The sequence below is a fragment of the Rhizobium album genome (assembly GCF_003122325.1).
GTDB classification, from domain to species: Bacteria; Pseudomonadota; Alphaproteobacteria; order Rhizobiales; family Rhizobiaceae; genus Metarhizobium; species Metarhizobium album.
Genome location: NZ_QFBC01000001.1, coordinates 465,035 through 486,829 on the forward strand (window position 1 = coordinate 465,035; position 21,795 = coordinate 486,829).

The 21,795-nt window shown below is 63.4% G+C and carries 24 protein-coding genes; 6 read left to right on the top strand and 18 right to left on the bottom strand.

Annotation, left to right across the window (positions count from 1 at the left end; translation table 11 throughout):
- Positions 1–117 precede the first annotated feature (117 nt).
- Positions 118–378: a hypothetical protein gene (locus tag DEM27_RS02240; RefSeq protein WP_109456547.1), complete on the bottom strand. Its 261-nt coding sequence runs from the start codon at positions 376–378 to the stop codon at positions 118–120.
- On the opposite strand from DEM27_RS02240, the gene DEM27_RS02245 reads away from it, so the two are divergent.
- The gene (locus DEM27_RS02245; RefSeq protein WP_109456548.1) at positions 377–601 is read left to right on the top strand and encodes a hypothetical protein; all 225 of its coding nucleotides are present in this window, start codon (positions 377–379) and stop codon (positions 599–601) included. The two genes, DEM27_RS02240 and DEM27_RS02245, sit on opposite strands and share 2 nt — an antisense overlap.
- 66 nt (positions 602–667) lie before the next feature.
- Positions 668–1,696: a DUF4424 domain-containing protein gene (locus DEM27_RS02250; protein WP_109456549.1), complete on the top strand. Its 1,029-nt coding sequence runs from the start codon at positions 668–670 to the stop codon at positions 1,694–1,696.
- A gap of 94 nt (positions 1,697–1,790) precedes the next feature.
- Here the strand turns inward: DEM27_RS02250 and dxs are convergent, their stop codons facing one another.
- The 5 genes from dxs to DEM27_RS02275 all read right to left on the bottom strand — a co-directional run bounded on the left by dxs (position 1,791) and on the right by DEM27_RS02275 (position 6,837).
- Positions 1,791–3,710, bottom strand: coding sequence for a 1-deoxy-D-xylulose-5-phosphate synthase (dxs, locus tag DEM27_RS02255; protein ID WP_109456550.1), 1,920 nt, complete (start codon positions 3,708–3,710; stop codon positions 1,791–1,793).
- Between the two features lie 110 nt (positions 3,711–3,820).
- Positions 3,821–4,744, bottom strand: coding sequence for a pirin family protein (locus DEM27_RS02260; protein WP_109456551.1), 924 nt, complete (start codon positions 4,742–4,744; stop codon positions 3,821–3,823).
- Between the two features lie 72 nt (positions 4,745–4,816).
- A complete protein-coding gene (locus tag DEM27_RS02265; protein WP_109456552.1) occupies positions 4,817–5,584 on the bottom strand; it encodes an SDR family NAD(P)-dependent oxidoreductase in 768 nt (255 codons plus the stop codon).
- Positions 5,585–5,644: 60 nt separating this feature from the next.
- Positions 5,645–5,899, bottom strand: a complete 255-nt coding sequence (locus DEM27_RS02270; RefSeq protein ID WP_109456553.1) for an exodeoxyribonuclease VII small subunit — start codon at positions 5,897–5,899, stop codon at positions 5,645–5,647.
- A gap of 2 nt (positions 5,900–5,901) precedes the next feature.
- Positions 5,902–6,837: a histone deacetylase family protein gene (locus tag DEM27_RS02275; RefSeq protein ID WP_109456554.1), complete on the bottom strand. Its 936-nt coding sequence runs from the start codon at positions 6,835–6,837 to the stop codon at positions 5,902–5,904.
- A 235-nt stretch (positions 6,838–7,072) separates the two neighbouring features.
- On the opposite strand from DEM27_RS02275, the gene DEM27_RS02280 reads away from it, so the two are divergent.
- A complete protein-coding gene (locus tag DEM27_RS02280) occupies positions 7,073–7,474 on the top strand; it encodes an acyl-CoA thioesterase (protein ID WP_109456555.1) in 402 nt (133 codons plus the stop codon).
- Between the two features lie 13 nt (positions 7,475–7,487).
- Here the strand turns inward: DEM27_RS02280 and DEM27_RS02285 are convergent, their stop codons facing one another.
- The 3 genes from DEM27_RS02285 to DEM27_RS02295 are packed head-to-tail and all read right to left on the bottom strand — an operon-like array spanning position 7,488 to position 9,363.
- Positions 7,488–8,051, bottom strand: a complete 564-nt coding sequence (locus DEM27_RS02285; RefSeq protein WP_109456556.1) for a biotin transporter BioY — start codon at positions 8,049–8,051, stop codon at positions 7,488–7,490.
- Positions 8,052–8,083: 32 nt separating this feature from the next.
- Positions 8,084–8,686, bottom strand: coding sequence for an energy-coupling factor transporter transmembrane component T family protein (locus DEM27_RS02290; RefSeq protein WP_109456557.1), 603 nt, complete (start codon positions 8,684–8,686; stop codon positions 8,084–8,086).
- Positions 8,683–9,363, bottom strand: coding sequence for an energy-coupling factor ABC transporter ATP-binding protein (locus DEM27_RS02295; RefSeq protein ID WP_109456558.1), 681 nt, complete (start codon positions 9,361–9,363; stop codon positions 8,683–8,685). The genes DEM27_RS02290 and DEM27_RS02295 overlap by 4 nt, the downstream gene beginning before the upstream one ends.
- 112 nt (positions 9,364–9,475) lie before the next feature.
- Here DEM27_RS02295 and DEM27_RS02300 point away from each other — a divergent pair, with 112 nt between their 5' ends.
- The gene (locus tag DEM27_RS02300; RefSeq protein ID WP_109456559.1) at positions 9,476–10,666 is read left to right on the top strand and encodes a winged helix-turn-helix domain-containing protein; all 1,191 of its coding nucleotides are present in this window, start codon (positions 9,476–9,478) and stop codon (positions 10,664–10,666) included.
- Between the two features lie 113 nt (positions 10,667–10,779).
- Here the strand turns inward: DEM27_RS02300 and DEM27_RS02305 are convergent, their stop codons facing one another.
- The 4 genes from DEM27_RS02305 to DEM27_RS02320 all read right to left on the bottom strand — a co-directional run bounded on the left by DEM27_RS02305 (position 10,780) and on the right by DEM27_RS02320 (position 15,938).
- The gene (locus tag DEM27_RS02305) at positions 10,780–11,100 is read right to left on the bottom strand and encodes a BrnA antitoxin family protein (RefSeq protein ID WP_109456560.1); all 321 of its coding nucleotides are present in this window, start codon (positions 11,098–11,100) and stop codon (positions 10,780–10,782) included.
- Entirely contained in the window at positions 11,091–11,345 is a 255-nt protein-coding gene (locus tag DEM27_RS02310; RefSeq protein WP_109456561.1) for a BrnT family toxin, read from the bottom strand. Before DEM27_RS02310 ends, DEM27_RS02305 begins: the two co-directional genes overlap by 10 nt.
- A 67-nt stretch (positions 11,346–11,412) precedes the next feature.
- Positions 11,413–12,510, bottom strand: coding sequence for a chorismate synthase (aroC, locus tag DEM27_RS02315; RefSeq protein WP_109456914.1), 1,098 nt, complete (start codon positions 12,508–12,510; stop codon positions 11,413–11,415).
- A 332-nt stretch (positions 12,511–12,842) separates the two neighbouring features.
- Positions 12,843–15,938: a bifunctional diguanylate cyclase/phosphodiesterase gene (locus tag DEM27_RS02320; RefSeq protein ID WP_109456915.1), complete on the bottom strand. Its 3,096-nt coding sequence runs from the start codon at positions 15,936–15,938 to the stop codon at positions 12,843–12,845.
- A gap of 362 nt (positions 15,939–16,300) precedes the next feature.
- Between DEM27_RS02320 and DEM27_RS02325 the strand changes: the two genes are divergently transcribed.
- Positions 16,301–16,561, top strand: coding sequence for a DUF1344 domain-containing protein (locus DEM27_RS02325; RefSeq protein WP_109456916.1), 261 nt, complete (start codon positions 16,301–16,303; stop codon positions 16,559–16,561).
- A 77-nt stretch (positions 16,562–16,638) separates the two neighbouring features.
- On the opposite strand, the gene DEM27_RS02330 is transcribed toward DEM27_RS02325, so the two are convergent.
- The 4 genes from DEM27_RS02330 to DEM27_RS02345 all read right to left on the bottom strand — a co-directional run bounded on the left by DEM27_RS02330 (position 16,639) and on the right by DEM27_RS02345 (position 19,984).
- On the bottom strand, positions 16,639–17,229 hold the full coding sequence (locus DEM27_RS02330; RefSeq protein ID WP_109456562.1) for a histidine phosphatase family protein: 591 nt from the start codon (positions 17,227–17,229) through the stop codon (positions 16,639–16,641).
- Between the two features lie 22 nt (positions 17,230–17,251).
- Entirely contained in the window at positions 17,252–18,070 is an 819-nt protein-coding gene (gene fabI / locus DEM27_RS02335) for an enoyl-ACP reductase FabI (RefSeq protein ID WP_109456563.1), read from the bottom strand.
- A 122-nt stretch (positions 18,071–18,192) separates the two neighbouring features.
- Positions 18,193–19,380: a DnaJ domain-containing protein gene (locus DEM27_RS02340; RefSeq protein WP_109456564.1), complete on the bottom strand. Its 1,188-nt coding sequence runs from the start codon at positions 19,378–19,380 to the stop codon at positions 18,193–18,195.
- A gap of 208 nt (positions 19,381–19,588) precedes the next feature.
- Positions 19,589–19,984, bottom strand: coding sequence for an RT0821/Lpp0805 family surface protein (locus tag DEM27_RS02345; protein ID WP_420028786.1), 396 nt, complete (start codon positions 19,982–19,984; stop codon positions 19,589–19,591).
- Between the two features lie 124 nt (positions 19,985–20,108).
- On the opposite strand from DEM27_RS02345, the gene pdxH reads away from it, so the two are divergent.
- On the top strand, positions 20,109–20,729 hold the full coding sequence (gene pdxH, locus DEM27_RS02350; protein WP_109456565.1) for a pyridoxamine 5'-phosphate oxidase: 621 nt from the start codon (positions 20,109–20,111) through the stop codon (positions 20,727–20,729).
- Here pdxH and DEM27_RS02355 read toward each other — a convergent pair.
- Positions 20,726–21,778, bottom strand: coding sequence for a polysaccharide deacetylase family protein (locus DEM27_RS02355; RefSeq protein WP_109456566.1), 1,053 nt, complete (start codon positions 21,776–21,778; stop codon positions 20,726–20,728). The genes pdxH and DEM27_RS02355 overlap by 4 nt on opposite strands.
- Positions 21,779–21,795: the final 17 nt, after the last annotated feature.

A 21,795-nucleotide genomic window follows, 5' to 3' on the forward strand; every position in this document is an offset into this window, starting at 1 on the left:
TGGTATCGTCCAGCTTGCCTTTTCATTTTTCGGGGCCTCGCAGAGGTTTGCCTGCAACGACAAAGGCCGCCGGGATCACCGGCGGCCTTTGTCGTTTCAGCCTGGGATTGTCCGTCGTTACAGCCAGATGATCCGGCCCCTGTATTTCATGATGCTCGGTTTCAGAAGTTCGGCCCAATCGGTGGCTTCGTCCTTTTGCGCCGCCGTCTGCGCCGCGCCCGTCACGTCGTAGCTGCTGCGCAGCTCGGGCAGCCTGGTCTGCAGCCGGGCGATCATCGCCGCTTCGAGCTGGCGATCGTATTGCGGGGTGTCGTCGGCCGCTGCCGAAAATGCCGTGGCCGCGAGTAATCCTCCCGCCAGCAGGATCTTGGTAAGCATGGTTCTGTCCCTGTCATTCTTGTTTGTTTTGATGCTCGGAACCTTAGCAAGGAGACATTCAAAAACCGCCAAGGAAGATGGTTACACGCCAGCCAACGGCCATGGTTTCGCGAAGGTTTCCAAGCGGGCCGCAGGCCGCGTCGGCGACTTTCTTTGGGCGCATCGCGCCTTGCCGCCGCAGCTGTGCCGCCGGTCGCTTGCGCCGGGGCAGGGGCTTGTCTAACGCTTGTGTCAGCCGGGGGTGGAGACTGCCGCCCGACCTCTCCTCGAACCGGGATTTGCGACGATGATGACCAGACTTTCGGCGGCGCCCATCACCTGCCTCTTGACCGCCTGCCTGCTTGCCGCGCCGGCGCTCGCCAACGACACCATGGCCGAACTGAAGACCGGCGGCATCATCTATGTCGAGACGCTTGATGTCACCATGGAGGAGGAGGACCTGTTCATCTCGCCGGCCGAGGTGCGGGTGAACTATGTCTTCGCCAACGATACCGACCGCGACATCCACACCGTCGTCGCCTTCCCGATGCCGGAGGTCACCGGCGGGCCGGGTCAGAACGTCGCCGTCTACGACCCGAACTCCGACAACATGCTGGGCTTCACCGTCAGCCAGGACGGCAAGTCGATCACGCCGGAACTGCAGCAGCGCGCCACTGCCAACGGCGTCGACATCACCGGCGACCTGATCGCCCACAAGATCCCGCTGCTGCCCTTGAGCGAAGCGACCAACAAGGCGCTGAACGCCTTGGCCGACGACGTGCGCCAGGATTTCTTCGACCGTGGCATTGCCATGGATTCGAGCTACGATGCCGGTGAAGGCATGCAGCGCGATACCTCGGCGCTGTGGACGATGAGCTCGGTCTACTGGTGGCGCACGACGTTCCCGGCGCATTCGAGGATCAAGGTCGCCCACACCTACAAGCCGAGCGTCGGCGGCACGGTGGCGACCACCTATCTCGACGAAAACAACGAGGGCAAGGGCGAGCGCTACGAGGAATATGTCAAGCGTTTCTGCATCGACGACGCCATGGTCAAGATCGCCAGGCAGTCGAACGAGGCGATGGCGAGCGGCAAGCCCTACTTCATGGAAAACTGGATTTCCTACGTGCTGAAGACCGGCGCCAACTGGGGCGGCACCATCAAGAAGTTCAAGCTGACCGTCGACAAGGGCAGGTCGGAAAACTACGTCAGCTTCTGCGGCACCGGCGTGAAGAAGGTTGGCCCGACCAGCTTCGAGATGACCGCCGAGGATTTTTTCCCGGAAAAGGATCTCGATATCCTGCTCTTGGCAAAGGTGGATAACACCCTGCAGCCGTAAGGGCTTGGGTTAGCCGTCCCCTTTTCCCCGCTGGGGAGAAGGGGATATGCAGCACCGTCCCATCTCTATGAGAACACGTGCTCACGCACGCGGATTACCCCGCGGCGCCGACCTCGATCTGCTTCTGCCCAAGCGCCCGGAACACCGTCGAGACGATGCCGGCGCGGTCGAGGCCCGCCTTGGCGTACATGGCTTCCGGTTTGGCCTGTTCCATCCAGTTGTCCGGCAACACCAGCGGCCGGATCTTCAGCCCGTTGTCGAGCAGCCCTTCGGTGGCGAGCAACTGCATCACCTGCGCGCCGAAACCGCCGATCGAGCCTTCTTCCACCGTCACCAGCACCTGATGATGGCGGGCGAGCTGGCGGATGAGATCGGCATCCAGCGGCTTGGCAAAGCGCGCGTCGGCGACGGTGGTGGAAAGGCCGGCAGCATCGAGGTCCTCGGCCGCCAGCAGACATTCCGCCAGCCGCGTGCCGAAGGAGAGCAGGGCAACCGTCGTGCCCTGCTTCATCACTCGGCCCTTGCCGATTTCGAGGATTTCGCCGCGCACCGGCATCTCGACGCCGACGCCCTCGCCGCGCGGGTAGCGGAAGGAGATCGGGCCTTCGTCATAGGCGGCCGCGGTGCGCACCATGTGCTTCAGCTCCGCCTCGTCGGCCGCCGCCATGACGACGAAACCGGGCAGGGAGGCGAGGAAGGTGGTGTCGAAGGAGCCGGCATGCGTCGGTCCGTCGGCGCCGACGAAACCGGCGCGGTCGATGGGGAAACGCACCGGCAGGCCCTGGATCGCCACGTCGTGCACCACTTGGTCATAGGCGCGCTGCAGGAAGGTGGAATAAAGCGCCGCAAACGGCTTGTAGCCTTCGGCGGCAAGGCCGGCGGCAAAGGTCACCGCATGCTGCTCGGCGATGCCGACGTCGAAGCAGCGGGCGGGAAACAGCTCGGCCAGCTTGTCGAGCCCGGTGCCGGAGGGCATGGCGGCGGTGACGCCGATGATCTTTTCGTCATGGCGGGCTTCCTCGACCAGCGCCTCGGCGAAGACGGAGGTATAGGCGGGCGCATTCGGCTTGGCCTTCGCCTGCGCGCCGGTGATGACGTCGAACTTGTTGACGCCGTGATATTTGTCGGCGGCGGCTTCCGCCGGCGCGTATCCCTTGCCCTTCTGGGTGACGACATGGATCAGCACCGGCCCCTGCTGGTGGTCGCGCACGTTGCGCAGCACCGGCAGCAGATGGTCGAAGGAATGGCCGTCGATCGGGCCGATGTGGTAAAAACCCATCTCCTCGAACATGGTGCCGCCGGTGACGTAGCCGCGGGCATGCTCGACGGCGCGGGTAATCGCCCGGTCGATGTTCTTGCCGAGATAGGCCGTCAGCTTCTTGCCGAGCTCGCGAAAGCCCATATAGGTGCGGCCGGAGGCGAGGCGGGCGAGATAGGCGCTCATCGCGCCCGTCGGCGGCGCGATCGACATGTCGTTGTCGTTGAGGATGACGATCAGCCGGGCATCCAGCGCGCCGGCATTGTTCAGCGCCTCGTAGGCCATGCCGGCCGACATGGCGCCGTCGCCGATGACGGCGATGACGCGGCGGTCGGTCTGGCTGAGTTCGGCCGCCACCGCCATGCCGAGACCGGCGGAAATCGAGGTGGAGGAGTGCGCGGCGCCAAACGGGTCGTATTCGCTTTCCGCCCGGCGGGTGAAGCCGGAGAGGCCGCCTTCCTGGCGCAGTGTGCGGATGCGGTCGCGCCGGCCGGTGAGGATCTTGTGCGGATAACACTGGTGGCCGACGTCGAAGATCAGCCGGTCGTCCGGCGTGTTGAACACCTTGTGGATGGCGATGGTCAGTTCCACCACGCCGAGGCCGGCGCCGAGATGGCCACCCGTGCTCGACACCGCATCGATCATCTCGTCGCGAAGCTCGCGGGCGAGTTGCGGCAGATCACGATCATCCAGCTTTCTGAGGTCCACGGGCAGGTCGACCTGGTTCAAAAGCGGAGTCTCGGGAAGTTTTGTCACGGGCGATCGCCTCTTCTTGGTGTTTTGGCAGGCATGCCGCCATACTGCAAAACTATCTGTGGCAAAAGCGCCAGGTTTCAACAAGTCATGTTTTTGTGGTCGAAAGGCGGTCAACTCTGCGGCAACGGCACGAATTCTTCCTCGTCGCCCGGCACGATGTCGAAACGGCCGGTGCGCCACTCCTCCTTCGCCTGTTCGATGCGCTCCTTCGAGGAGGAGACGAAATTCCACCAGATATAGCGTTTCGACGACAGCGCCGCGCCGCCGAACAGCATGATATGACAGCCTTCCTCGCCACCCTCCAGGGTGATGTCGTCGCCCGGCCGGAAGACCAGCAGCTGGTCGGCGGCAAAACGATCGCCGGCGACGACGAGCGAACCGGAGAGGATGTAGATCGCCCGCTCCTCATGCACGGCCGGGAAGGGGAAACGCGATCCCGGCGTCAGCGTCAGGTCGACATAGAGCGTATCGGTAAAGGCCGCCACCGGCGACGACAGGCCCTCGAAGCTGCCGATCACCACGCGGCCGCTGGCGCCATCGATGTCGATCAGCGGCATCTCGGCTCTGGCGGTGTGGGCGAAGGCGGGCGCCATTTCCTCCATCCGGTCCGGCAGGGCGAGCCAGGTCTGCAGCCCCGACATCGACAGCGGATGGCCGCGCAGGTTTTCCGGCGTGCGTTCGGAATGGACGATGCCGCGGCCGGCCGTCATCAGGTTGATGTCGCCGGGACGGATGACGAGTTCGGTGCCGAGGCTGTCGCGATGCTTGATCTCGCCGTCGAACAGATAGGTGACGGTGGACAGCCCGATATGCGGATGCGGCTTGACGTCCAGCGCCTCGCCGGCGCGCAGCACCGCCGGCCCCATGCGGTCGAAGAAGATGAACGGCCCGACCAGCCGACGGCGCGAGGTCGGCAGGGCGCGCCTGACCGCGAAGCCGCCGATATCGCTCGAACGCGGGATGATCAGCTGCTCGATGGCATCGCAGGCAAAGGCATCGCCGGCAACGGGATCAGTTCCGGGGAAAAAGGACATGGCATGGTCTCCTGTCGCAAGCGCCTCAGCCGAGCATAGGCCCCTGCGGCGCGCAGCGAAAGCCTCGCCGGTTCAGATCGCCGTGAAGCCGTTGTCGACGAACAGATGGGCGCCGTTCACGAAGCTCGACTCGTCGCTGGCGAGATACAGCGCCGCGCGTGCCACGTCTTCGGGCTCGCCGATCCGACCCTGCTGGGCAGCGATCGCCGCGTCGGAGACGTCGACGCCATGCGCCTGCAGTTCGGCGACTTCCCGCAGCCCGTGCGGCGTGCGGATGAAGCCGGGGCAGACGGCATTGCAGCGGATGTTGCGGTCCCTGAATTCCACCGCGATCGCCCGGGCAAACATGTGCACGGCGCCCTTGGTCGTGTCGTAGAGCACTTCCATCGGCGTTGCCGCGACGGCGGAGATGGAAGAGGTGCAGACGATCGAGCCGCCGCCGGCCTCGATCATCTTGGGAAGAACCGCCTTGGTCATCAGGAACATCGAGCGGACATTGACCGCATGCAGCCAGTCCCATTCCTCGACCGTCGTTTCGAGGAACGGCTTGATGACGATGGTGCCGGCATGGTTGAACAGCACGTTGACGGCGCCGTAGCGTGCCTGGACGCCGGCGACGGCCGCGTTGACCGCGCCCTCGTCGGAGACGTCGGCCGTCCAGAAATCGGCGTCGCCACCGGCATCGCGGATCGCCTTGACGGTCTCTGCGGCGGCGTCGGCATTGCGGTCGATGATCGCCAGCTTTGCGCCCTCGGCGGCAAACAGCTTCGACGCTGCCCCGCCCATCCCGGTCGCGCCGCCGGAAACGATGGCGACCTTTCCTTTCAGCCTGTCCGTCATGATTGCAGTCTCCCCGTCATGGATGGGGCTCCACCCGCATCCGGCCCCCAAAACCTTTTCTTATTCCCCGTCGAGTGCCTCGACGCCCTGCGGCTTGCCGGCGCGGTCGAGACGGATCTTCTCGATGCGGTTCTCCGCCGCGTTCAGCAGCGTCTCGCAATGCTTCTTCAAGGCTTCGCCGCGCTCGTAGATGGCGATGGACTCGTCGAGCGCCACGTCGCCGCGCTCCAGGCGCTGAACGATGCTTTCGAGCTCGGCTACCGCCTTTTCGAATGTATAGCCGGAAACCTCGGCCAGTGGGGTGCTCTCGCTCATCGTCAACCTCTCATCAAACGTGAAATATGCAAACCGGCGGATTCCGCCAGTCCTTCCAGGTCGTAGCCGCCCTCGAGGATGCTGACAATGCGGTTGCCCGCCGTCCTGTCGGCGATCTCCATCAGCCGCCCGGTCGCCCAGTCGAAATCCTCGCCGACCAGATTGATCTGCGCCAGCGGATCGCGGTGATGCGCGTCGAAGCCGGCGGAGATCAGGATGAGATCGGGCGAAAAATCCTTGAGCGCCGGCAGCACGCGCGATTTGAACGCCTCGCGAAAATGGTCGCTGCCGTCATTGGCGGAAAGCGGCGCGTTGACGATGTTGCCGCTTGCGCCCTCTTCGTCCTTCCTGCCGGTGCCGGGATAGAGCGGCATCTGGTGGGTGGAGCAGAACAGCACGTCTGGATCGTCCCAGAAAATATCCTGCGTGCCGTTGCCATGATGCACGTCCCAATCGACGATGGCGACCCGTTCGGCACCGTGCGCCTTGCGGGCATGCCGGGCGGCGATGGCGATGGTGTTGAACAGGCAGAACCCCATGGCGCGGCTGCGCTCGGCATGGTGCCCCGGCGGCCGGCTGGCGACGAAGACATTGTCCGCCCTGCCGGCAAACACGTCATCGACCGCCGCCATGGCGCCGCCAATGCCGGTCAGTGCCGCCTGCAGGCTTTTCTGGCTGGCATAGGTGTCGGACTCGATCTGGTTGATCTCGTCCTCCTCTTCCGGCACGGCGCGCATGACGGAGAAGAGATGTTCCTCCGGATGCGCCAGCAGCACGGCATCCTCATTGGCCTGCGGCGCCTGGTGGCGCTGCAGGCCGGAAAAATTGGCATGCTCCAGGGCGATGTTGAGCGAGCGCAGCCTGTCGGCGCGCTCCGGGTGGCCGGGGGGCGTGTTGTGCTCCAGAAAAACGGGATGTTCGTAGAGACGCGTCGTCATGCCGGGTTCCTTTGCGGCAAGGATTGAAGCGCAGGCCGCCTTCTGTCCAGCAGATGGGGCGGAAATCGCCGCTTTTCAACAGGAGATCTTGCCGCAACGGAACGGATGGCGGGGCAATGCCGCTTGTTCCAGGGTGAGAAAAATGCCTTAGATGAATTCTAAAGCATAAAGCATGTTTCTTCCCGGACTGGGGACGCGTCCGGGGAGATGATTGCAGGTATTTTGGGGGCAGGCAATGGCAGAAACGGGACGCATAGACATATCGGAAGTGCAGGTCGCCTACCGGGATATCGACATGCACGGCTTCCTGCACAGCCATGCCTATCTGGCCTATGCGGAAGCGGCACTGTTGCAATTCTGGCGTCACCGGCCTCGGGTCGAAGACGAACCGCTGTTTGTCGTTCGCAAGGTGGAATGCGGTTATCACCGCGGTTTGAAGCTTGACGAGATTGCCCGGCTGACGGTGCGCATCGACAAGATCGGCGGCCGTTCGGTCGGGTTCAACGTGCTGATCGAGGTCGAAAAAGAGCTTGCCGCCGATGTCGAGATGACATGGATGGCCGCCGATCCGGAAAGCCGCGAACCCGCGCCGTTGCCGGAAGAAATCCGCGACTGGCTCTACCAGTTCCTGCCGTAAGGCCCCTTGGCCCTCAGGCGCGCTGCGGCAGCAGCGGATAACCGGCCATGACAGCCCTGCCGGCCAGAGCCGCGATCACGGCCTTGAAGATGTCGCCCGGAACGAAGGCAAGGGAGCCGAGGAAGGCCTTGGAAATTCCGGTGCCGCCGACGATGCCGAGATAGAGGATGCCGAAGAAGTAGACGGTGACGACGCCGCCGATGAAGCAGGCGAGGAAGAAGCTGACCGTCTGCACCAGTCCCGACTGTTCGGCGTTCACGAGTTTTTCCGACAGGTAACCGGTGACGACGGCGCCAACCAGCCAGCCGAGCAGGAAACCTGCCGTCGGTCCGGCAAACACCGCCAGTCCGCCGCGGCCGCCCGACAGCACCGGCAGGCCGATGGCGACGAGGACCAGCACGATCAGAACGGCGGCGCCGGCACGGTAGGCGCCGAGAACCGTCCCGGCCATCATGACACCGAGAGACTGGGCGGTGATCGGCACGGCAAACACCGCCAGATAGATCGGCGGCAGCATGCCGAGCGCGACGATGATGGCGGCAAAAAGGGACGACAGAACAAGGTTTCGGGTGCTCATTGACGTCTCCTGCAGACGAATTCCATCCTCGACTATTGCCGCCGAAAGCCGCGTGCGTCAATGGCGGCGGCGATATTGTCGGCATCGCGCAGAGTGAGAATGATCAGCGGCGCCAAAACCGTCAGAAAACCCACCTTGAGGCCTCTGGCGGCATGCGCTTCGCGGATGGCCGCATAGCGGTCGAGGATCTCCGGCACGAAACGAATCACCAGCCCCGCCGCCAGCCCGATGTCGGCGGCCCGTACGACACCCAGCCGTTCCAGCGGCCGGGCAAGGGCGGTTATTTCGTCGATGAAGCTTGCGACCGTGACGGTGGCGGTCACCGTTGCCGCAAACAGCATCAGCGTGGTCAGCCGCAGCAGCATGACGATCGCCTCTTCGGCCGAGTTGAAGGCGAAGTTGAAGACTGCGACGGCGGCAATGGTGGCGAAGACCGGCAACAGCCGTCGAAGCGCTTCCCGGATCGGCAGGCCGACCAGCAGATAGGAAAATGCTCCCGCTGCTGCCGCTGCCGCCAGCAGCACGTAGGAGCGTGTGAAAAACAGCGCGACGCTGATGGCCGCGAGCGCAACGAGTTTTGTCCGCGGCGAGAGCCGGTGCAGGATGGTGTTGGTTTCGACGTAGAGCGATTTCACGCGGCGGCGAGCTCTCGGTAACGGACGATCGTTTCCGACGGGCGCCCGTCGGCCACAAGCCTGCCGCCGTCGAACAGCAGCACCCGGTCGAAATTCTCGATCAATGCCAGGTCGTGGCTGATGACGATCGTCGTTTCCTTGAGACCGGCGATGGTCTTTTCGACCCGCGCCCGGTTCTTCAGGTCGAGCTGGTTGGTCGGCTCGTCGAGGATCAGCACGTCCGGCCCCGTCGCCAGCACGGCGGCTAGGGCTGCAAGCTGCAACTCGCCGCCGGAAAGCTCGTGGGCCCGGCGGCCGGCGAGATGGGCGATGTCCAGCCGCACCAGCACGGCATCCACCGCAGCAGCGATCTCCGATTTCGAAAGGCCGCGGTTCTTCAGGCCGAAGGCGATGTCTTCGCGGATGATCGGCAGGATGATCTGGTTCTGCGGGTTCTGGAAGATGAAGCCCACCTTGCCGAGCACGGCCTTGGCATCCTTCACCGTATCCAGCCCGCCGACGGTCACCTTGCCCGTCGAGGGTGTGACGAGGCCGTTGATCATCCGCGCGAACGTCGTCTTTCCCGAGCCGTTGAGGCCGATGATGCCGATCCGCCTTTCATGGAGCGTCACCGTAAGCGGCTGTAGCGCCGTTTTCCCCGCAAAAGCGGCGCCGGCGTCCTGAAAGCGGATGTCCAAGTCATGTCCTCGCAAAAACGTCGCCGTTCTATAACCGAAGCCGGACGTTTTTGGAAACATCTAGAATGGCGAGGCGGATTGAAACTTGGGAATAAAAGCCTATGGTTTGTGCATGACGATTCTTCTTTCCAATCGCGAAGCCCGCAGGATCTTCATGGCAAGGCAGGGGCTTTGCCAGCCGCCGAACCGCAGCCTCGACAAGGCCGGGCTGCTGGCCCTGATTGCGGATCTCGGCTTCGTGCAGGTCGACAGCATCCAGACGGTCGAGCGGGCGCATCACCTGATCCTGTTTGCCCGCAACCAGACCTATCGCCGCCAGCATCTGACCGAACTCCTGGAAACGGACGGCGATCTGTTCGAGCACTGGACCCACGACGCCTCGATCATCCCGTCGGCCTTCTTCCGCTACTGGAAACATCGCTTCGTCCGCCGCGAGCCGATCCTGCGCCAGCGCTGGGCGAAGTGGCAGGGGGAGGGGTTCGACAGCACCTTCGAGGAGACCATCCGGCGGATCGCCGAGAACGGCGCGACGATGTCGCGCGACGTCAAGGTCGAGGACCACAAGTCCGGCGGCTGGTGGAACTGGCATCCCAACAAGACGGCGCTCGAATATTTCTGGCACACCGGCAAGCTCGCCATCGCCGGCCGGCAGAATTTCCAGAAGGTCTACGATCTCGCCGAGCGCGTGCTGCCGGCGCACCATTACCATCCGGAGGTCGGCAGCGAGGATTTCGTCGATTGGGCCTGCCGCAGCGCCCTGCAGCGGCTGGGTTATGCCACGACGGGGGAAATCGCCGCTTTCTGGGACCTGCTGTCGCCGCAGGAGGTCAAGGACTGGGCGGCGGCGCGCAGGGACGAACTGCTGGAGGTGTCCGTCGAGCCGATCGATGGCGGCAAGCCGCGGGTTTCGCTGGCTTTCGCGGCGTTTCCGGACGAGATAACCGACCTGCCCGAACCGCCCGCGCGCCTGCGTGTGCTCAGCCCCTTCGACCCGCTGATCCGCGACCGCAACCGCACCGAACGCCTTTTCGGCTTCTTCTACCGCATCGAAGTCTTCGTGCCGGAACCGAAGCGGGAATATGGCTATTACGTCTTCCCGCTGCTCGAAGGCGACCGTTTCGTCGGCCGCATCGACATGAAGGCCGACCGCAAGCGCGGCACGCTGGATGTCAAGCGCCTGTGGTGGGAGAAGGGCGTGCGGGCCTCGTCCGGCCGATTGGAGAAACTGGAGGCGGAACTCTCCCGTCTCGCCCGCTTCTCCGGCCTGGAGAGCGTGCGATATCTCGACGGCTGGCAGGGATAAGGCGACGGCCGGCTAAATCGTGTCGCGATCCTCCAGATTCGCTCTCACGCTTTAGCTCTTTGTTTTCGCATGTCGTTTTCGCAAAACCGCTGCACACTTTTGCGCGACATGCTTTACAGCCCTGCCGCCTTGCGCAGTTCCTCGGCCATGACGCTGCGCCAGTTCTTGCCGGAGGCCTTGAATTTTTCGAGCACGTCCGGATCGAGCCGCAAGGTCACGGCCACCTTAGGCGCATCGACCTTGGGGCGGCCGCGGGCGGCAGCTGCGGCTTTTTCCATCGCTTCAAAAAATTCCGGGGGAAATACGTCCCGCGCCGGGCGCATCGCCGCAAGCTCTTCGTCGGTCAGAGGCGGGCTGTCGACGGCATCCCAATCCTCTTTCGTATAGCCGCGCCCCGGTCGGAATTCCTTCTGGACAGCACGTTTTATCGCCATTTGAGAACTCCTCTTTCCTTGGCATTCGCTTGCCGGAAACTGATGATGGAAATCGCTTCCGAGCCGAGCTCCGCAAAGATCACGACGACAGTGCCGTCCTCGAAATAACCGACGGCTTTTACGCGGCCCGAATGGCTTCGTTCGAGAACGGCCGTTTCCCATTGAAAGAAAACGACATCGGCAAAATCGAGGCCATGCTTCTCGATGTTGGCAAGCCGCTTGTGTTCGTCCCAGACGATCCGCATGGATTATTCGTACACGAAAAATCCATGCGCGGCAACGCTTCTGCAACCGGCAGGCCTTGTCGAACCCTTACCGCACACGGCCGGTCTGGCCGCGATCCCTGAGATAATGATCCGCGATGGCGCAGGCGACCATTGCTTCGCCGATCGGCACGGCGCGGATGCCGACGCAGGGATCGTGGCGGCCCTTGGTGCGCACATCGACATTGTTGCCGTCGGCATCGATCGACTGGCGTTCGGTCAGGATCGACGAGGTCGGCTTGATGGCGAAACGGGCCACCAGCGGCTGGCCGGTGGAAATGCCGCCCAGGATGCCACCGGCATGGTTGGAGAGGAACAGCGGCTTGCCGTCGTTGCCCATGCGCATTTCGTCGGCGTTGTCCTCGCCGGTCAGTTCGGCGGCGGCAAAACCCTCGCCGATCTCGACGCCCTTGACGGCATTGATCGACATCAGCAGGCTGGCGATATCCTGGTCCAGCTTGCCGTAGATCGGCGCGCCGAGACCGGCCGGCACGCCTTCGGCGATCACCTCGACGACGGCGCCGATCGAGGACCCGGCCTTGCGGATGCCGTCGAGATAGTCTTCCCAGACCGGCACGATCGCGGCGTCGGGCGCAAAGAACGGGTTCTGGTCGACCTGGGCCCAGTCCCAGTTGGCGCGGTTGATCCTGTGCTTGCCGATCTGCACCAGCGCCGCACGCACGGTGACGCCGGGCACCACCTTGCGGGCAAGGCCGCCGGCGGCGACACGCGCCGCCGTCTCGCGCGCCGAGGAGCGGCCGCCGCCGCGATAGTCGCGAATGCCGTATTTGACGTCATAGGCATAGTCGGCATGGCCCGGCCGGTAGCGGCGGGCGATCTCGCCGTAATCCTTGGAGCGCTGGTCGGTGTTCTCGATCAGCATCGACACCGGCGTGCCGGTGGTGATCATCGTCTCGCCGTCGTCGTCGGACATCACGCCGGAGAGCACCTTGACCAGGTCGTCCTCGCGCCGCTGGGTGACGAAACGCGACTGGCCGGGCTTGCGCTTGTCCAGCCAGGCCTGCAGTTCCTCCAGCCGGAAGCGGATGCCGGGAGGGCAGCCGTCGACCACGCAACCGAGCGCCGGCCCGTGGCTTTCCCCCCAGGTGGTGACGCGGAAGAGATGACCGAAGGTATTGTGTGACATGAAACCGACCGATTGATAGCGCGCGGGCGGCGAAAAACGCCTGCCGCGCCGCAGGAAAGGAGCGGCACACTCATACTGCATAATTCCCCAAACCGATATCGGTTTGGGGATAAAATTATGCAGCAGGTATAAAGCGCTACAGCGAACGCGAGCGCGTCATTGGCGCGCGGCGCTGTCGTCGAAAATGCGGCTAGAGCAATTCCAGCAAAAGTGCGGAGCGGTTTTGCGTCCAGAATTGCGTAGAAACAAAGATATAGAGCATTTTCGTTTTTCGGAGAAAAGCGGAAATGCTCTAAGAGAAAAGCCTTTCTTTCTCCCGCGCTCAGGAGGCATCAGGAAACCTTGCGCCACTCCGCTGCCTGGACCATCGTGCAGAAATCCTCGAAGGACCGCGGCTTGGAGAAGGCGTAGCCCTGCAGCAGGTCGCAGCCGAGCTCGCGCAGCATGGCGGCATGCTCGAATGTTTCCACGCCTTCGGCAACCGTATCGACATCCAGCGAATGGGCGATCTCGATGATCGAGCGCACCAGGGCGCGCTCCTGCTGTGATTCCAGGATCGGCTGCACCAGCTGCCGGTCGATCTTCAGCCGTTTCGGCCGCAGCTTGAGCAGGCTGACGATCGAGGTATGGCCGGTGCCGAAATCGTCGATCTCGATATCGATGCCCAGCGATTTGATGCGTTCGAGATTGTGCGAGACGACGGTGTCGCTCTCGTCGAGGAAGATCGACTCGATCAGTTCGAAGGAGATTTCGCCGGGGACGATGGCCAGTGTCGTCAGCGTCTCGAACAGGGTTTCGTCGTTCAGCCGGCGCGAGGAGACGTTGACGGATACCTTCGGCACGACGATGCCGCGCGCCGCCCAGCGCATCTTGTCCTGCAGCGCCTTTTCGAGAACGATGCGGTCGAACATCTGCACGACGTTGAGTTCGTCGGCAATCTTGAGAAAACGATCCGGGGTGAGCACGCCCTGGTTCGGATGGTTCCAGCGCACCAGCGCCTCGACGCCGGTCAGTTCCATCGTCCTGGCGCAGAATTGCGGCTGGTACCAGGCGGTGAACTCGTCGTTTTCCAGCCCGGCGAGGATTTCGTCGGCGATGCGCTTGGTGGTGATGACCTCGGCCTGCAGGTTCTGGGTGAAGAACTCGTAGCAGTTCCGCCCCGTCGCCTTGGCGCGGTAGAGGGCGATGTCGGCATTGACCAGCAATTGCCGCGTGTCGATGTTCATGCCGTCCGCCTGGGCGATGCCGATGGAAACGCCGCAGCGGCAGGAGGCGCCCTCGAAGATCACCGGCTGACGCATCGCCTCGAGGATGCGCCCGGCCAGAGCCGCCATGCGCTCGGGATCGCAGCTGTCGTGGACGACGATGACGAATTCGTCGCCGCCGATGCGGGCCACGAGGTCCCCCTGGCGGATGTTGGCTTCCAGGATCTTTGCCGCATGGACAAGCATCGCGTCGCCGGCGGCATGGCCGAGCGTATCGTTGATCTGCTTGAAACGGTCGAGGTCGATATGCAGCAGCGATAGCTTTTGCGGCGTTTCGGCGCTGCGCCGGCACAGCGCGTCGAGCTCGACGTCGAGCTTGCGGCGGTTGCCGAGCATGGTCAGCGGGTCGTGCAGCGAATTGTGCTCGATGCAGTTCTTGGCGAATTGCAGCTCGATGTTGCGCATGTCCGCCTCGGCCTTGGCCGATTTCAGTTCCGCCGTCAGCAGGGCATCGGTGGTGATGTCGAAGGCGATGCCGATGATCCTGCGCCTGCCGTCCTTGCCGGTGTGCAGCTTGCCAATCGAGCGGATGTAGTGCAGCGAGCCGTCCGGATGGATGGCGCGGACCACCAGCGGCTCCGACATGTCGTGGTTGGCGAAGTCGCTTTCGCTGGCCTTGGCGGCGGCGTGGTCTTCGGGATGCATGAGCGAAAGCCAGCGCTCGGAGGTCATCGGCTCGGTGCTGTAGGGCAGGCCGTAGAGCTGATGCATGCGGTCGTCCCAGATCTCGGTCTTCGTATCGAGATCGACTTCCCAGATGCCGCAGCGATAGGAATCGAGCGCCAGGCTCAGTTTGCGGGAGAGCTCTTCCAGCAGCTGCTCGCGGCTGGAAAGCTCCATCAGCGCCAGCTCCAGTTCGGCATTCTTGAGATCGCTGGTTTCCTTGGCGTGTCGCAGGTCGTCGTTCATCAGCACGTCGCCGGTGACGTCCCAGACGATGCCGATGGTCTGCGTGCCGCTGGCCCCCTTGTAGTGCGAGCCGACCGAACGGAGGTAGCGTTCGAAACCGTTCTCGAAGATGACGCGGTACTGGACGCTGGCGGTGTTGCCGACGATCGAGCAGTTGAAGAAATGCGCTTCGGCGGCAGGCCGGTCGTCGGGATGGACCACGGCGATCCAGTCCGCCAGCTTGTAGCAACGGTTCGAGGGCAGGTGGCCGTGCAGCTGCGCGGCCCGGTCGTCCCAGAAAAGCTGCGTGCCGTCGCTGCCCATTTCCCAGATGCCGATCTGCGATGATTCCAGCGCCAGGTCGAGGCGTTGCGACAGTTCGCTGAGTTGCGTCTCGCGTTTCTCCAGCGTCTTGACGTTCTGGCTGCGTTCGAAAATCAGCAGGCTCGACATGAAGACGGGGAAAATGATGATGCCGCCGGCAAAGATGATGGCGACCCGCAGGAAGGTCTGGTTCGGCGGCGGCGCATTCCAGCCGGCGGAAGGGACCGCCGCCAGTTCCCAGGTGCCGCCGGGAAAGCCGATCTTGCGGCGCACGGGTTGTTCATCCAGCACGGCGGCATCGCCGAAGAAGGGCATGCTGTTGAGGGCCGGCAGGGAAAGGTCGCGGACGGCAAGCGACAGCCTGTCGAGATGCGGGTAACGCTCCTGGTTTTCGCTGTTCCGGATGGGGCGCAGCCCCGTCGCCTCGTAGAACCTGTCTTCATCGATGACGGCTTCGATCGCGCCCCAGAGCTTGTGGCTGCCCTGGTCGCTGCTGACGACCGGATAAAGAATGACGAAGCCGCCCGCACCGCGGGCCGTCAGCACCGGTCCGTAGAATTTTGCGGCGAAGCGGTCGGAACCGCGCACGTCGGACGGCTTCAGCAGCAGTTCGCCGCGCACGTCCTGGCCGATGCGCGAACGCCCTTCGTCCGCGGGGAACACGTCTTCAACGATGAAGCCCGGCGCTAAGGCGATGCTGGAAAGATGCGGGTTCTGCAGCAGCAGCCGTTCGATCTGCGTGTCCAGTTCCGGATGGATTGCCCCGGCGGCGCTGATCGTGTTGGCAAGGTTGCGGACCAGGGCAAAGTCGGTGTTGATCTGTCCCATCATCCGGGCATGGATCAGGGCCGCATCGTTTTCCGTGCGGATGTGCATCTCGCGGAGATAGAAGGCCTGGTTCTGCCGGTCGAGGATGAAACCCAGCGTCATGACCATCGCGGCGACGAGCATGGCGGCGACGACGGAGAGGCGAGTATCCGTGAGGCGGCCATCTTTCCCGCGAAAAGGCAAACTCCAAGACGTCAAATGGCCGCATCCCTTTCATTTTAGAACATGAGGATAAAGTGGAGAACGTTAATTTAGGATTGGCCTTTGCGGGACGGGCAACGATGCGCGGTTGTTTACGTTAACCGCCGGATAACGCCACCGAATCCGGCCGAATACTTTGCAAGCGCCCAGCCCCTTGATAACGGCAAATTTTCCGTTCATCAATTGGGCCGCAATTGTCACGTTTCAGGGCAAATTTTGCCACATTCGAGGGGCTAATCTTGTTTCAGAAAATCCTTTCCATGTTTCACAGCAGGTCCCGCAAAATGCGTCTGATGATCGCGGCTCTCCTGGCAACCGCCAGCTTCCTTTCCCCCTTGAAGGGTTTTGCGGAAAGCGCCGATGTCGAGGCGACGATCAAGAAGGTCGATATGGGCAACCTCAGCCTGACGCTCGACGACGGCAAGATCTACCAGGCGCCCGAGGAGTTCAATTTCGAGGGGCTGGCAGCGGGCGTGAAAGTGATCGTCTTCTACACCGAAGTCGACGGCCGGCGCGTCATCAACGATCTGGAAGTCGTTCAGTAAGTTTCCGTTCATGAGCCGGGTTAAAGCAATTCCGGCAAGATTGCGCAGCGGTTGCGTGCCCGCAATTGCGTTCGGGGTCAGATCCACGCGATGATGCGGCGGTCGCGGTCCACCTTCAGGATTCGGTCCTGGGGGATGGCGATTTCGGCGGCTTCTTCCTTCGGCGTGTCGCCGACCAGCCGGAACAGGCTGCGAATGACGCCGCCATGGCTGACACAGACCGTCGGCCGATCCACCGACAACAGCCAGGAACCGACACGCCAGGACAGGATCTCGTAGCTTTCGGCGTCTTCGCCCGGTGGGATGAAATCCCATTTCGCCGTCTTGCGGGCGGCGACGCGTTCGGGCGTATGGGCCTTGAGTTCCTTGAGCGTCGAACCCTCCCAGGCACCGAAGGAGATTTCCATCAGCCGGTCGTCGATTCGGTAATTGTCGCGGGGGAGGCCGATGGCGTCGCGGATGCGTTCCATCGTCTCTCGGGCACGCGAAAGCGGGCTGACGACATAATCGTAGCCCGCCGCTTCGGTTCCGAGGATGCCGGCCAGCGTCTCGCCGTTGCTGCTCGCCTGGCCGCGCCCGACATCGTTGAGCGGGATGTTCTTCTGGCCCTGGAGGCGCGCTTCGGCATTCCAGTCCGTCTGTCCGTGGCGGATCACGTAGATGAGCACGGGAGGCCTTCCGTTGACGGTATCAGTCCTTGATGACCGAAATGTCCGGCGCGTCGACGGCCTTCATGCCGACGACATGGTAGCCGCTGTCGGCATGGTGCACTTCGCCGGTGACCGAACGCGACAGGTCCGAGAGCATGTAGAGGCCGACGTCGCCGACTTCCTCAATGGTGACGGTGCGGCGCAGCGGCGCGTTGTATTCGTTCCACTTGAGGATGTAGCGGAAGTCGCCGATGCCGGAGGCGGCCAGCGTCTTGATCGGGCCGGCGGAAATGGCGTTGACGCGGATGTTCTTCGGGCCGAGGTCGACGGCGAGATATTTCACGCTTGCTTCCAGCGCTGCCTTGGCGACGCCCATGACGTTGTAGTTCGGCATCACCTTTTCGGCGCCGTAATAGGTCAGCGTCAGCATCGAGCCGCCGTTCGGCATCAGCTTTTCGGCGCGGCGCGCCACCGAGGTGAACGAATAGACCGAGATCTGCATCGTCTTGGAAAAGTTTTCCGCCGAGGTGTCGACGTAGCGGCCGGTCAGTTCGTCCTTGTCGGAGAAGCCGATGGCGTGCACGACGAAATCGATCGTGCCCCAGCGCTGTTCCAGTTCGGCGAAAACGGCATCGATGGTCGATTCGTCGCCGACGTCGCAATGGCCGGCCAGCACGCCGCCGAGTTCGGCAGCCAATGGCTCGACGCGCTTCTTCAGGGCTTCGCCCTGGTAGGTAAAGGCGATTTCTCCGCCCTGGGCGTGAATGGCCTTGGCAATGCCCCAGGCGATCGACCGGTTGTTCGCGACGCCCATGATGACGCCGCGCTTGCCCTTCATGAGGCCCGATGCTTCAGCCATGCTTTGCTCCCTCGCAGATCAGATGGATGTTGCCTATGACATAGGCGGCACCCCGGTTCAAGCACGGGGGCCATCATCAACTGTTAGGGAGCGTAACAAAGGGTGCAGACGTCACGAAATATTCATAAAAACAGGCCTTCGCGCATGCTTCTCATCAGATCCGTGACCTTTTCGTCGGGTTTTTCCCACAACATCAGCCGGATTTCCACGACCAGGTCGCCACGGCCGCCTTCGGCCCTGGGCAAGCCGCCGTCCGGAATGCGGATCACCTGATCGGAACCCGACCAGGCGGGCACGGCCACCTCGACAGGACCGGCCGGCGAATCCGCCATCGCGGTGCAGCCGAGCACGGCGTTCTGCAGGTTGACGGGCAGAATCGTGTGAATATCGGCGCCGTCGACCCGGAAAGGCCCGTTCTGATCGAGCTTGAGGGTCACCAAGGCGTCGCCGCGCTGCATGCCCTGAAGCTTCAGACCCTGGCCGGCGAGCCGGATCACCTGGCCGTCGCTGGCGCCGGGTTCGAGCCGGAGACGCGCCTCGCGGCCTTCCGGCAGCGGTACGGTGATCCAGTTTTCCTTGAGAAGATCGGTAATGGTGATCGCGGCGATGGCGGCAATGTCCGGCGCCTTTTCCGGTATGGGCTGGATGCCGCGGATGCGGCGCACCAGCGAACTGACGAGATTGATCGCCTGCGCCGGCAGCGACGTCGCAAATCCCTTGGACGCGTCGTCGGCATCTCGCGCCGGTGCTTCTGCGGCAGGCTGTGTGTCGCCGAGCACGCTGGCGGCAGCAGCCTGCGTCGCCGTATGGGCCGCCGCCGCCTGGGCGCCGAAAATCCGGGAAATGACGTCTTCCGGCGTCTCCGGGCCGCCGGCCGCCGGGCCTGACGCGCCGGATGCGGCCGTTGCGCCGGCACTGCCCGAGGTGGCTCCCGCCGTCGCGGCCGCAGGCTTCTGCGCCTTGGCCTTGGCGGCTTCCGCGCGGGCAAGCTCCTCCATCATCTTTTCGGCATTGGCCTTGGCCACACGGGCCTTTTCGGCGGCCTCGCGGGCCGCCTGGCGCTGCTGCTGGATGGTCTGGGCCTGGTGTTTGGCCTCCGCGGCCTTGACGCGTTCGTCGTAGCGCCCGCGTTTCTTCGGGTCCTTGAGGATGTCGTAGGCCTGCCCGACTTCGGCGAACCGCCTGGTCGCGTTCGGGTCTTCACGATTATGGTCGGGATGGACCGCCTTGGCGATATTCCGCCAGGCAGACTTGATCTCGTCGGCACCAGCATCCCGTTTTACGCCGAGCACAGAATAGGGATCGCGCATATCACCACCGGTTAACAACTCTATACGACGCCGCACCTGTTCATTTGGGGCGGGCCGAAACGCAATACAACGAGTGCAATCCGATCCCGGCGCGTAAAAAAGCCGCCGGGGGCGCACATACGCAAGGAGTATGGCGGCAACTTACTAATCGGAGGTTACGCGATCCCAAGATTTCGCGTGGCGCCGGCGCGAATCAGCAGGGCAGGGGCTACCTGTTTTCCTGGAAGCTGAGCAGCTGCCAGTTGCCGTCGCCCGCAAGGCAGGCCTTGCCCTGGAAGTTTGCGACACCGGCGTAGGAATGACGGCTGGTTTCGAAGGCGCGGCACACGGTGCCGTTCTGGGACTGTTCGGTGATGGTGCTGATGACACCGGCGCTGCCGGTCGAGGCATTGGCCCAGGCCAGCGGCTTGCCGTCGAGCTTGGACATGTCGGCCGACGTCACGGCGTTGCGTACCGTCACTTCGTCGGAAAGGGCATCCTTGTTCTTGCCGTCCGTTATGGTGCTTGTCGAGATCGATTGGTCGACCTTCGAGCCGAAGAGGTCGAGCCCGTTGCCGACACAGCCCGACAGGCCAAGAGCCGCAGCTGCCAGGACAGCCGCCACACCAAACCTCGCGCACAAACCCTTTGTGTGGATGTTCGACTTTGCTATGTCTGTCACCTTGAGATGACCCCGGGATGCGAATCCCTGGGCATTGGTTAAGAAAGTCCGAGGCATTTTAGCTATCATGACAGACCAGGCGTTAACAACCGGTGACTTCACCGAGGTAAGCGAACCCTTTTCCCTTTTCGAGGCGTGGCTGAACGAGGCACAGGCCTCCGAGGTCAACGACCCCAACGCCGTGGCACTGGCGACCGTCGATGCGGACGGCCTGCCCAACGTGCGCATGGTGCTGCTCAAGGGGTTCGATACGGACGGCTTTGTTTTCTATACGAATTTCGAAAGCCAGAAGGGCCAGGAAATCCTCGGCCAGAAGAAGGCGGCGATGTGTTTCCACTGGAAATCCCTGCGCAGGCAGGTTCGCTTGCGCGGGCCTGTGGAGATCGTCACCGACGACGAGGCCGACGCCTATTACCAGACCCGGCCGCGCGGCAGCCGCATCGGCGCCTGGGCCTCGAAACAGTCACGCCCGCTGGAAAGCCGGTTCGCGCTGGAAAAGGCGGTGGCCGAATATACCGCCCGCTACGCCATCGGCGAAATTCCGCGTCCGGCCCACTGGTCCGGCTTCCGCATCCGGCCGGTCTCGATCGAATTCTGGCACGACCGCAAGTTCCGTCTCCATGACCGAATCGAATTCCGCCGCGAGACGCCGGAAGGGCCATGGTCGAAGGTCAGGATGTATCCCTAACCCCGCCCCATCAGCTTGAACGGAATCCCCGAGGCCAGCGCCGCGACGTAGCGGCGCTTCTGGAAATGACCGTTGAGCGAGACCCGCGGCAGCGCCGTCAGGCCGGCGAGCGCTGCTTCTGACAGCGTGCCCGGATTGGTGGTCACCGCGAGCTTGAAGCCGAGCGTTTCCGCCAGGCGGAACTCCCGGGCCGATGCCGCCGGCGGATCGCCGTAGGGGTAGGCAAATGTCGTCGGCATCGTGCCGGTGATCGCCCGGATGCGCTCCGCCGATGCCACCATTTCCCGCCGCGCCTCGTCTTCATCCAGAAGCGCCAGCGCCCGGTGGCTGATCGTATGCGCCCCGAGCGAGGCGAGGGGATGGGCGGCAAGCGCCTTCACTTCGTCCTCGGTCATCGTCGCGCCGTCGGGGATGGCATGCGCATCGACACCATGCTCTGCCGCAATCCGGTTCAGCCGCGCAACGGCTTCGGACTCACCGGGGCGAAGGACGAACTGCGCGATCCTGGCAAAGGCAGCCTGCTTTGCCGCATTGTTTGCAAGGTCGAGCCGTTCTTCGCCATGGCCGAAATCGAAGGACAGCGATGTCCGGGCCGATAGCAGGTCCGCTGCCGTCTCCCACCACATCGTATGGGTCCGGTCGACATAGCCGCCGCTGACGAACACCGTGAACGGCACGCCATGCGCGGCAAATATCGGCAAGGCATGGTCGGCATTGTTGCGATAGCCGTCGTCGAGCGTGAAGGCGGCGAAGGGCCGCGCCGAGCGCTTCGCCAGCCGCGCCGGAACCGCGTCGAGCGCCACGAATTCGTAGCCGTCCGCCCGCAACTGCCGGATCGCCCGGTCGAGGAAATCCGGGGTTATTTCGAGATGGGCGTTGGGATCGAAACTGCGGGATTGTTTCGGGCGGACGTGATGCAGGGTGAAGATGACGCCGCGCCCGCGCGCACCGCCCATGAAGCCGGCACGGTTCAGCAGCCACGCGGTTTCGAGGCCGCCGGTGATAGCGGCACGCTTCAGCCCGGCACGCACCCTCTGCTTCAGCCCCATGATCCTCTGTCCCGATT

Excerpts from the sequence above, each read along its gene's own strand:
- DEM27_RS02245 (WP_109456548.1), top strand. The coding sequence starts at position 377 with ATGGTTCTGTCCCTGTCATTCTTGTTTGTTTTGATGCTCGGAACCTTA.
- DEM27_RS02240 (WP_109456547.1), bottom strand. The coding sequence starts at position 378 with ATGCTTACCAAGATCCTGCTGGCGGGAGGATTACTCGCGGCCACGGCA.
- DEM27_RS02250 (WP_109456549.1), top strand. The coding sequence starts at position 668 with ATGACCAGACTTTCGGCGGCGCCCATCACCTGCCTCTTGACCGCCTGC.
- DEM27_RS02260 (WP_109456551.1), bottom strand. The coding sequence starts at position 4,744 with ATGTCCTTTTTCCCCGGAACTGATCCCGTTGCCGGCGATGCCTTTGCC.
- DEM27_RS02265 (WP_109456552.1), bottom strand. The coding sequence starts at position 5,584 with ATGACGGACAGGCTGAAAGGAAAGGTCGCCATCGTTTCCGGCGGCGCG.
- DEM27_RS02270 (WP_109456553.1), bottom strand. The coding sequence starts at position 5,899 with ATGAGCGAGAGCACCCCACTGGCCGAGGTTTCCGGCTATACATTCGAA.
- DEM27_RS02275 (WP_109456554.1), bottom strand. The coding sequence starts at position 6,837 with ATGACGACGCGTCTCTACGAACATCCCGTTTTTCTGGAGCACAACACG.
- DEM27_RS02280 (WP_109456555.1), top strand. The coding sequence starts at position 7,073 with ATGGCAGAAACGGGACGCATAGACATATCGGAAGTGCAGGTCGCCTAC.
- DEM27_RS02285 (WP_109456556.1), bottom strand. The coding sequence starts at position 8,051 with ATGAGCACCCGAAACCTTGTTCTGTCGTCCCTTTTTGCCGCCATCATC.
- DEM27_RS02300 (WP_109456559.1), top strand. The coding sequence starts at position 9,476 with ATGACGATTCTTCTTTCCAATCGCGAAGCCCGCAGGATCTTCATGGCA.
- DEM27_RS02305 (WP_109456560.1), bottom strand. The coding sequence starts at position 11,100 with ATGGCGATAAAACGTGCTGTCCAGAAGGAATTCCGACCGGGGCGCGGC.
- DEM27_RS02310 (WP_109456561.1), bottom strand. The coding sequence starts at position 11,345 with ATGCGGATCGTCTGGGACGAACACAAGCGGCTTGCCAACATCGAGAAG.
- aroC (WP_109456914.1), bottom strand. The coding sequence starts at position 12,510 with ATGTCACACAATACCTTCGGTCATCTCTTCCGCGTCACCACCTGGGGG.
- DEM27_RS02320 (WP_109456915.1), bottom strand. The coding sequence starts at position 15,938 with ATGCTCGTCGCCGCGATGGTCATGACGCTGGGTTTCATCCTCGACCGG.
- DEM27_RS02325 (WP_109456916.1), top strand. The coding sequence starts at position 16,301 with ATGCGTCTGATGATCGCGGCTCTCCTGGCAACCGCCAGCTTCCTTTCC.
- fabI (WP_109456563.1), bottom strand. The coding sequence starts at position 18,070 with ATGGCTGAAGCATCGGGCCTCATGAAGGGCAAGCGCGGCGTCATCATG.
- DEM27_RS02340 (WP_109456564.1), bottom strand. The coding sequence starts at position 19,380 with ATGCGCGATCCCTATTCTGTGCTCGGCGTAAAACGGGATGCTGGTGCC.
- pdxH (WP_109456565.1), top strand. The coding sequence starts at position 20,109 with ATGACAGACCAGGCGTTAACAACCGGTGACTTCACCGAGGTAAGCGAA.
- DEM27_RS02355 (WP_109456566.1), bottom strand. The coding sequence starts at position 21,778 with ATGGGGCTGAAGCAGAGGGTGCGTGCCGGGCTGAAGCGTGCCGCTATC.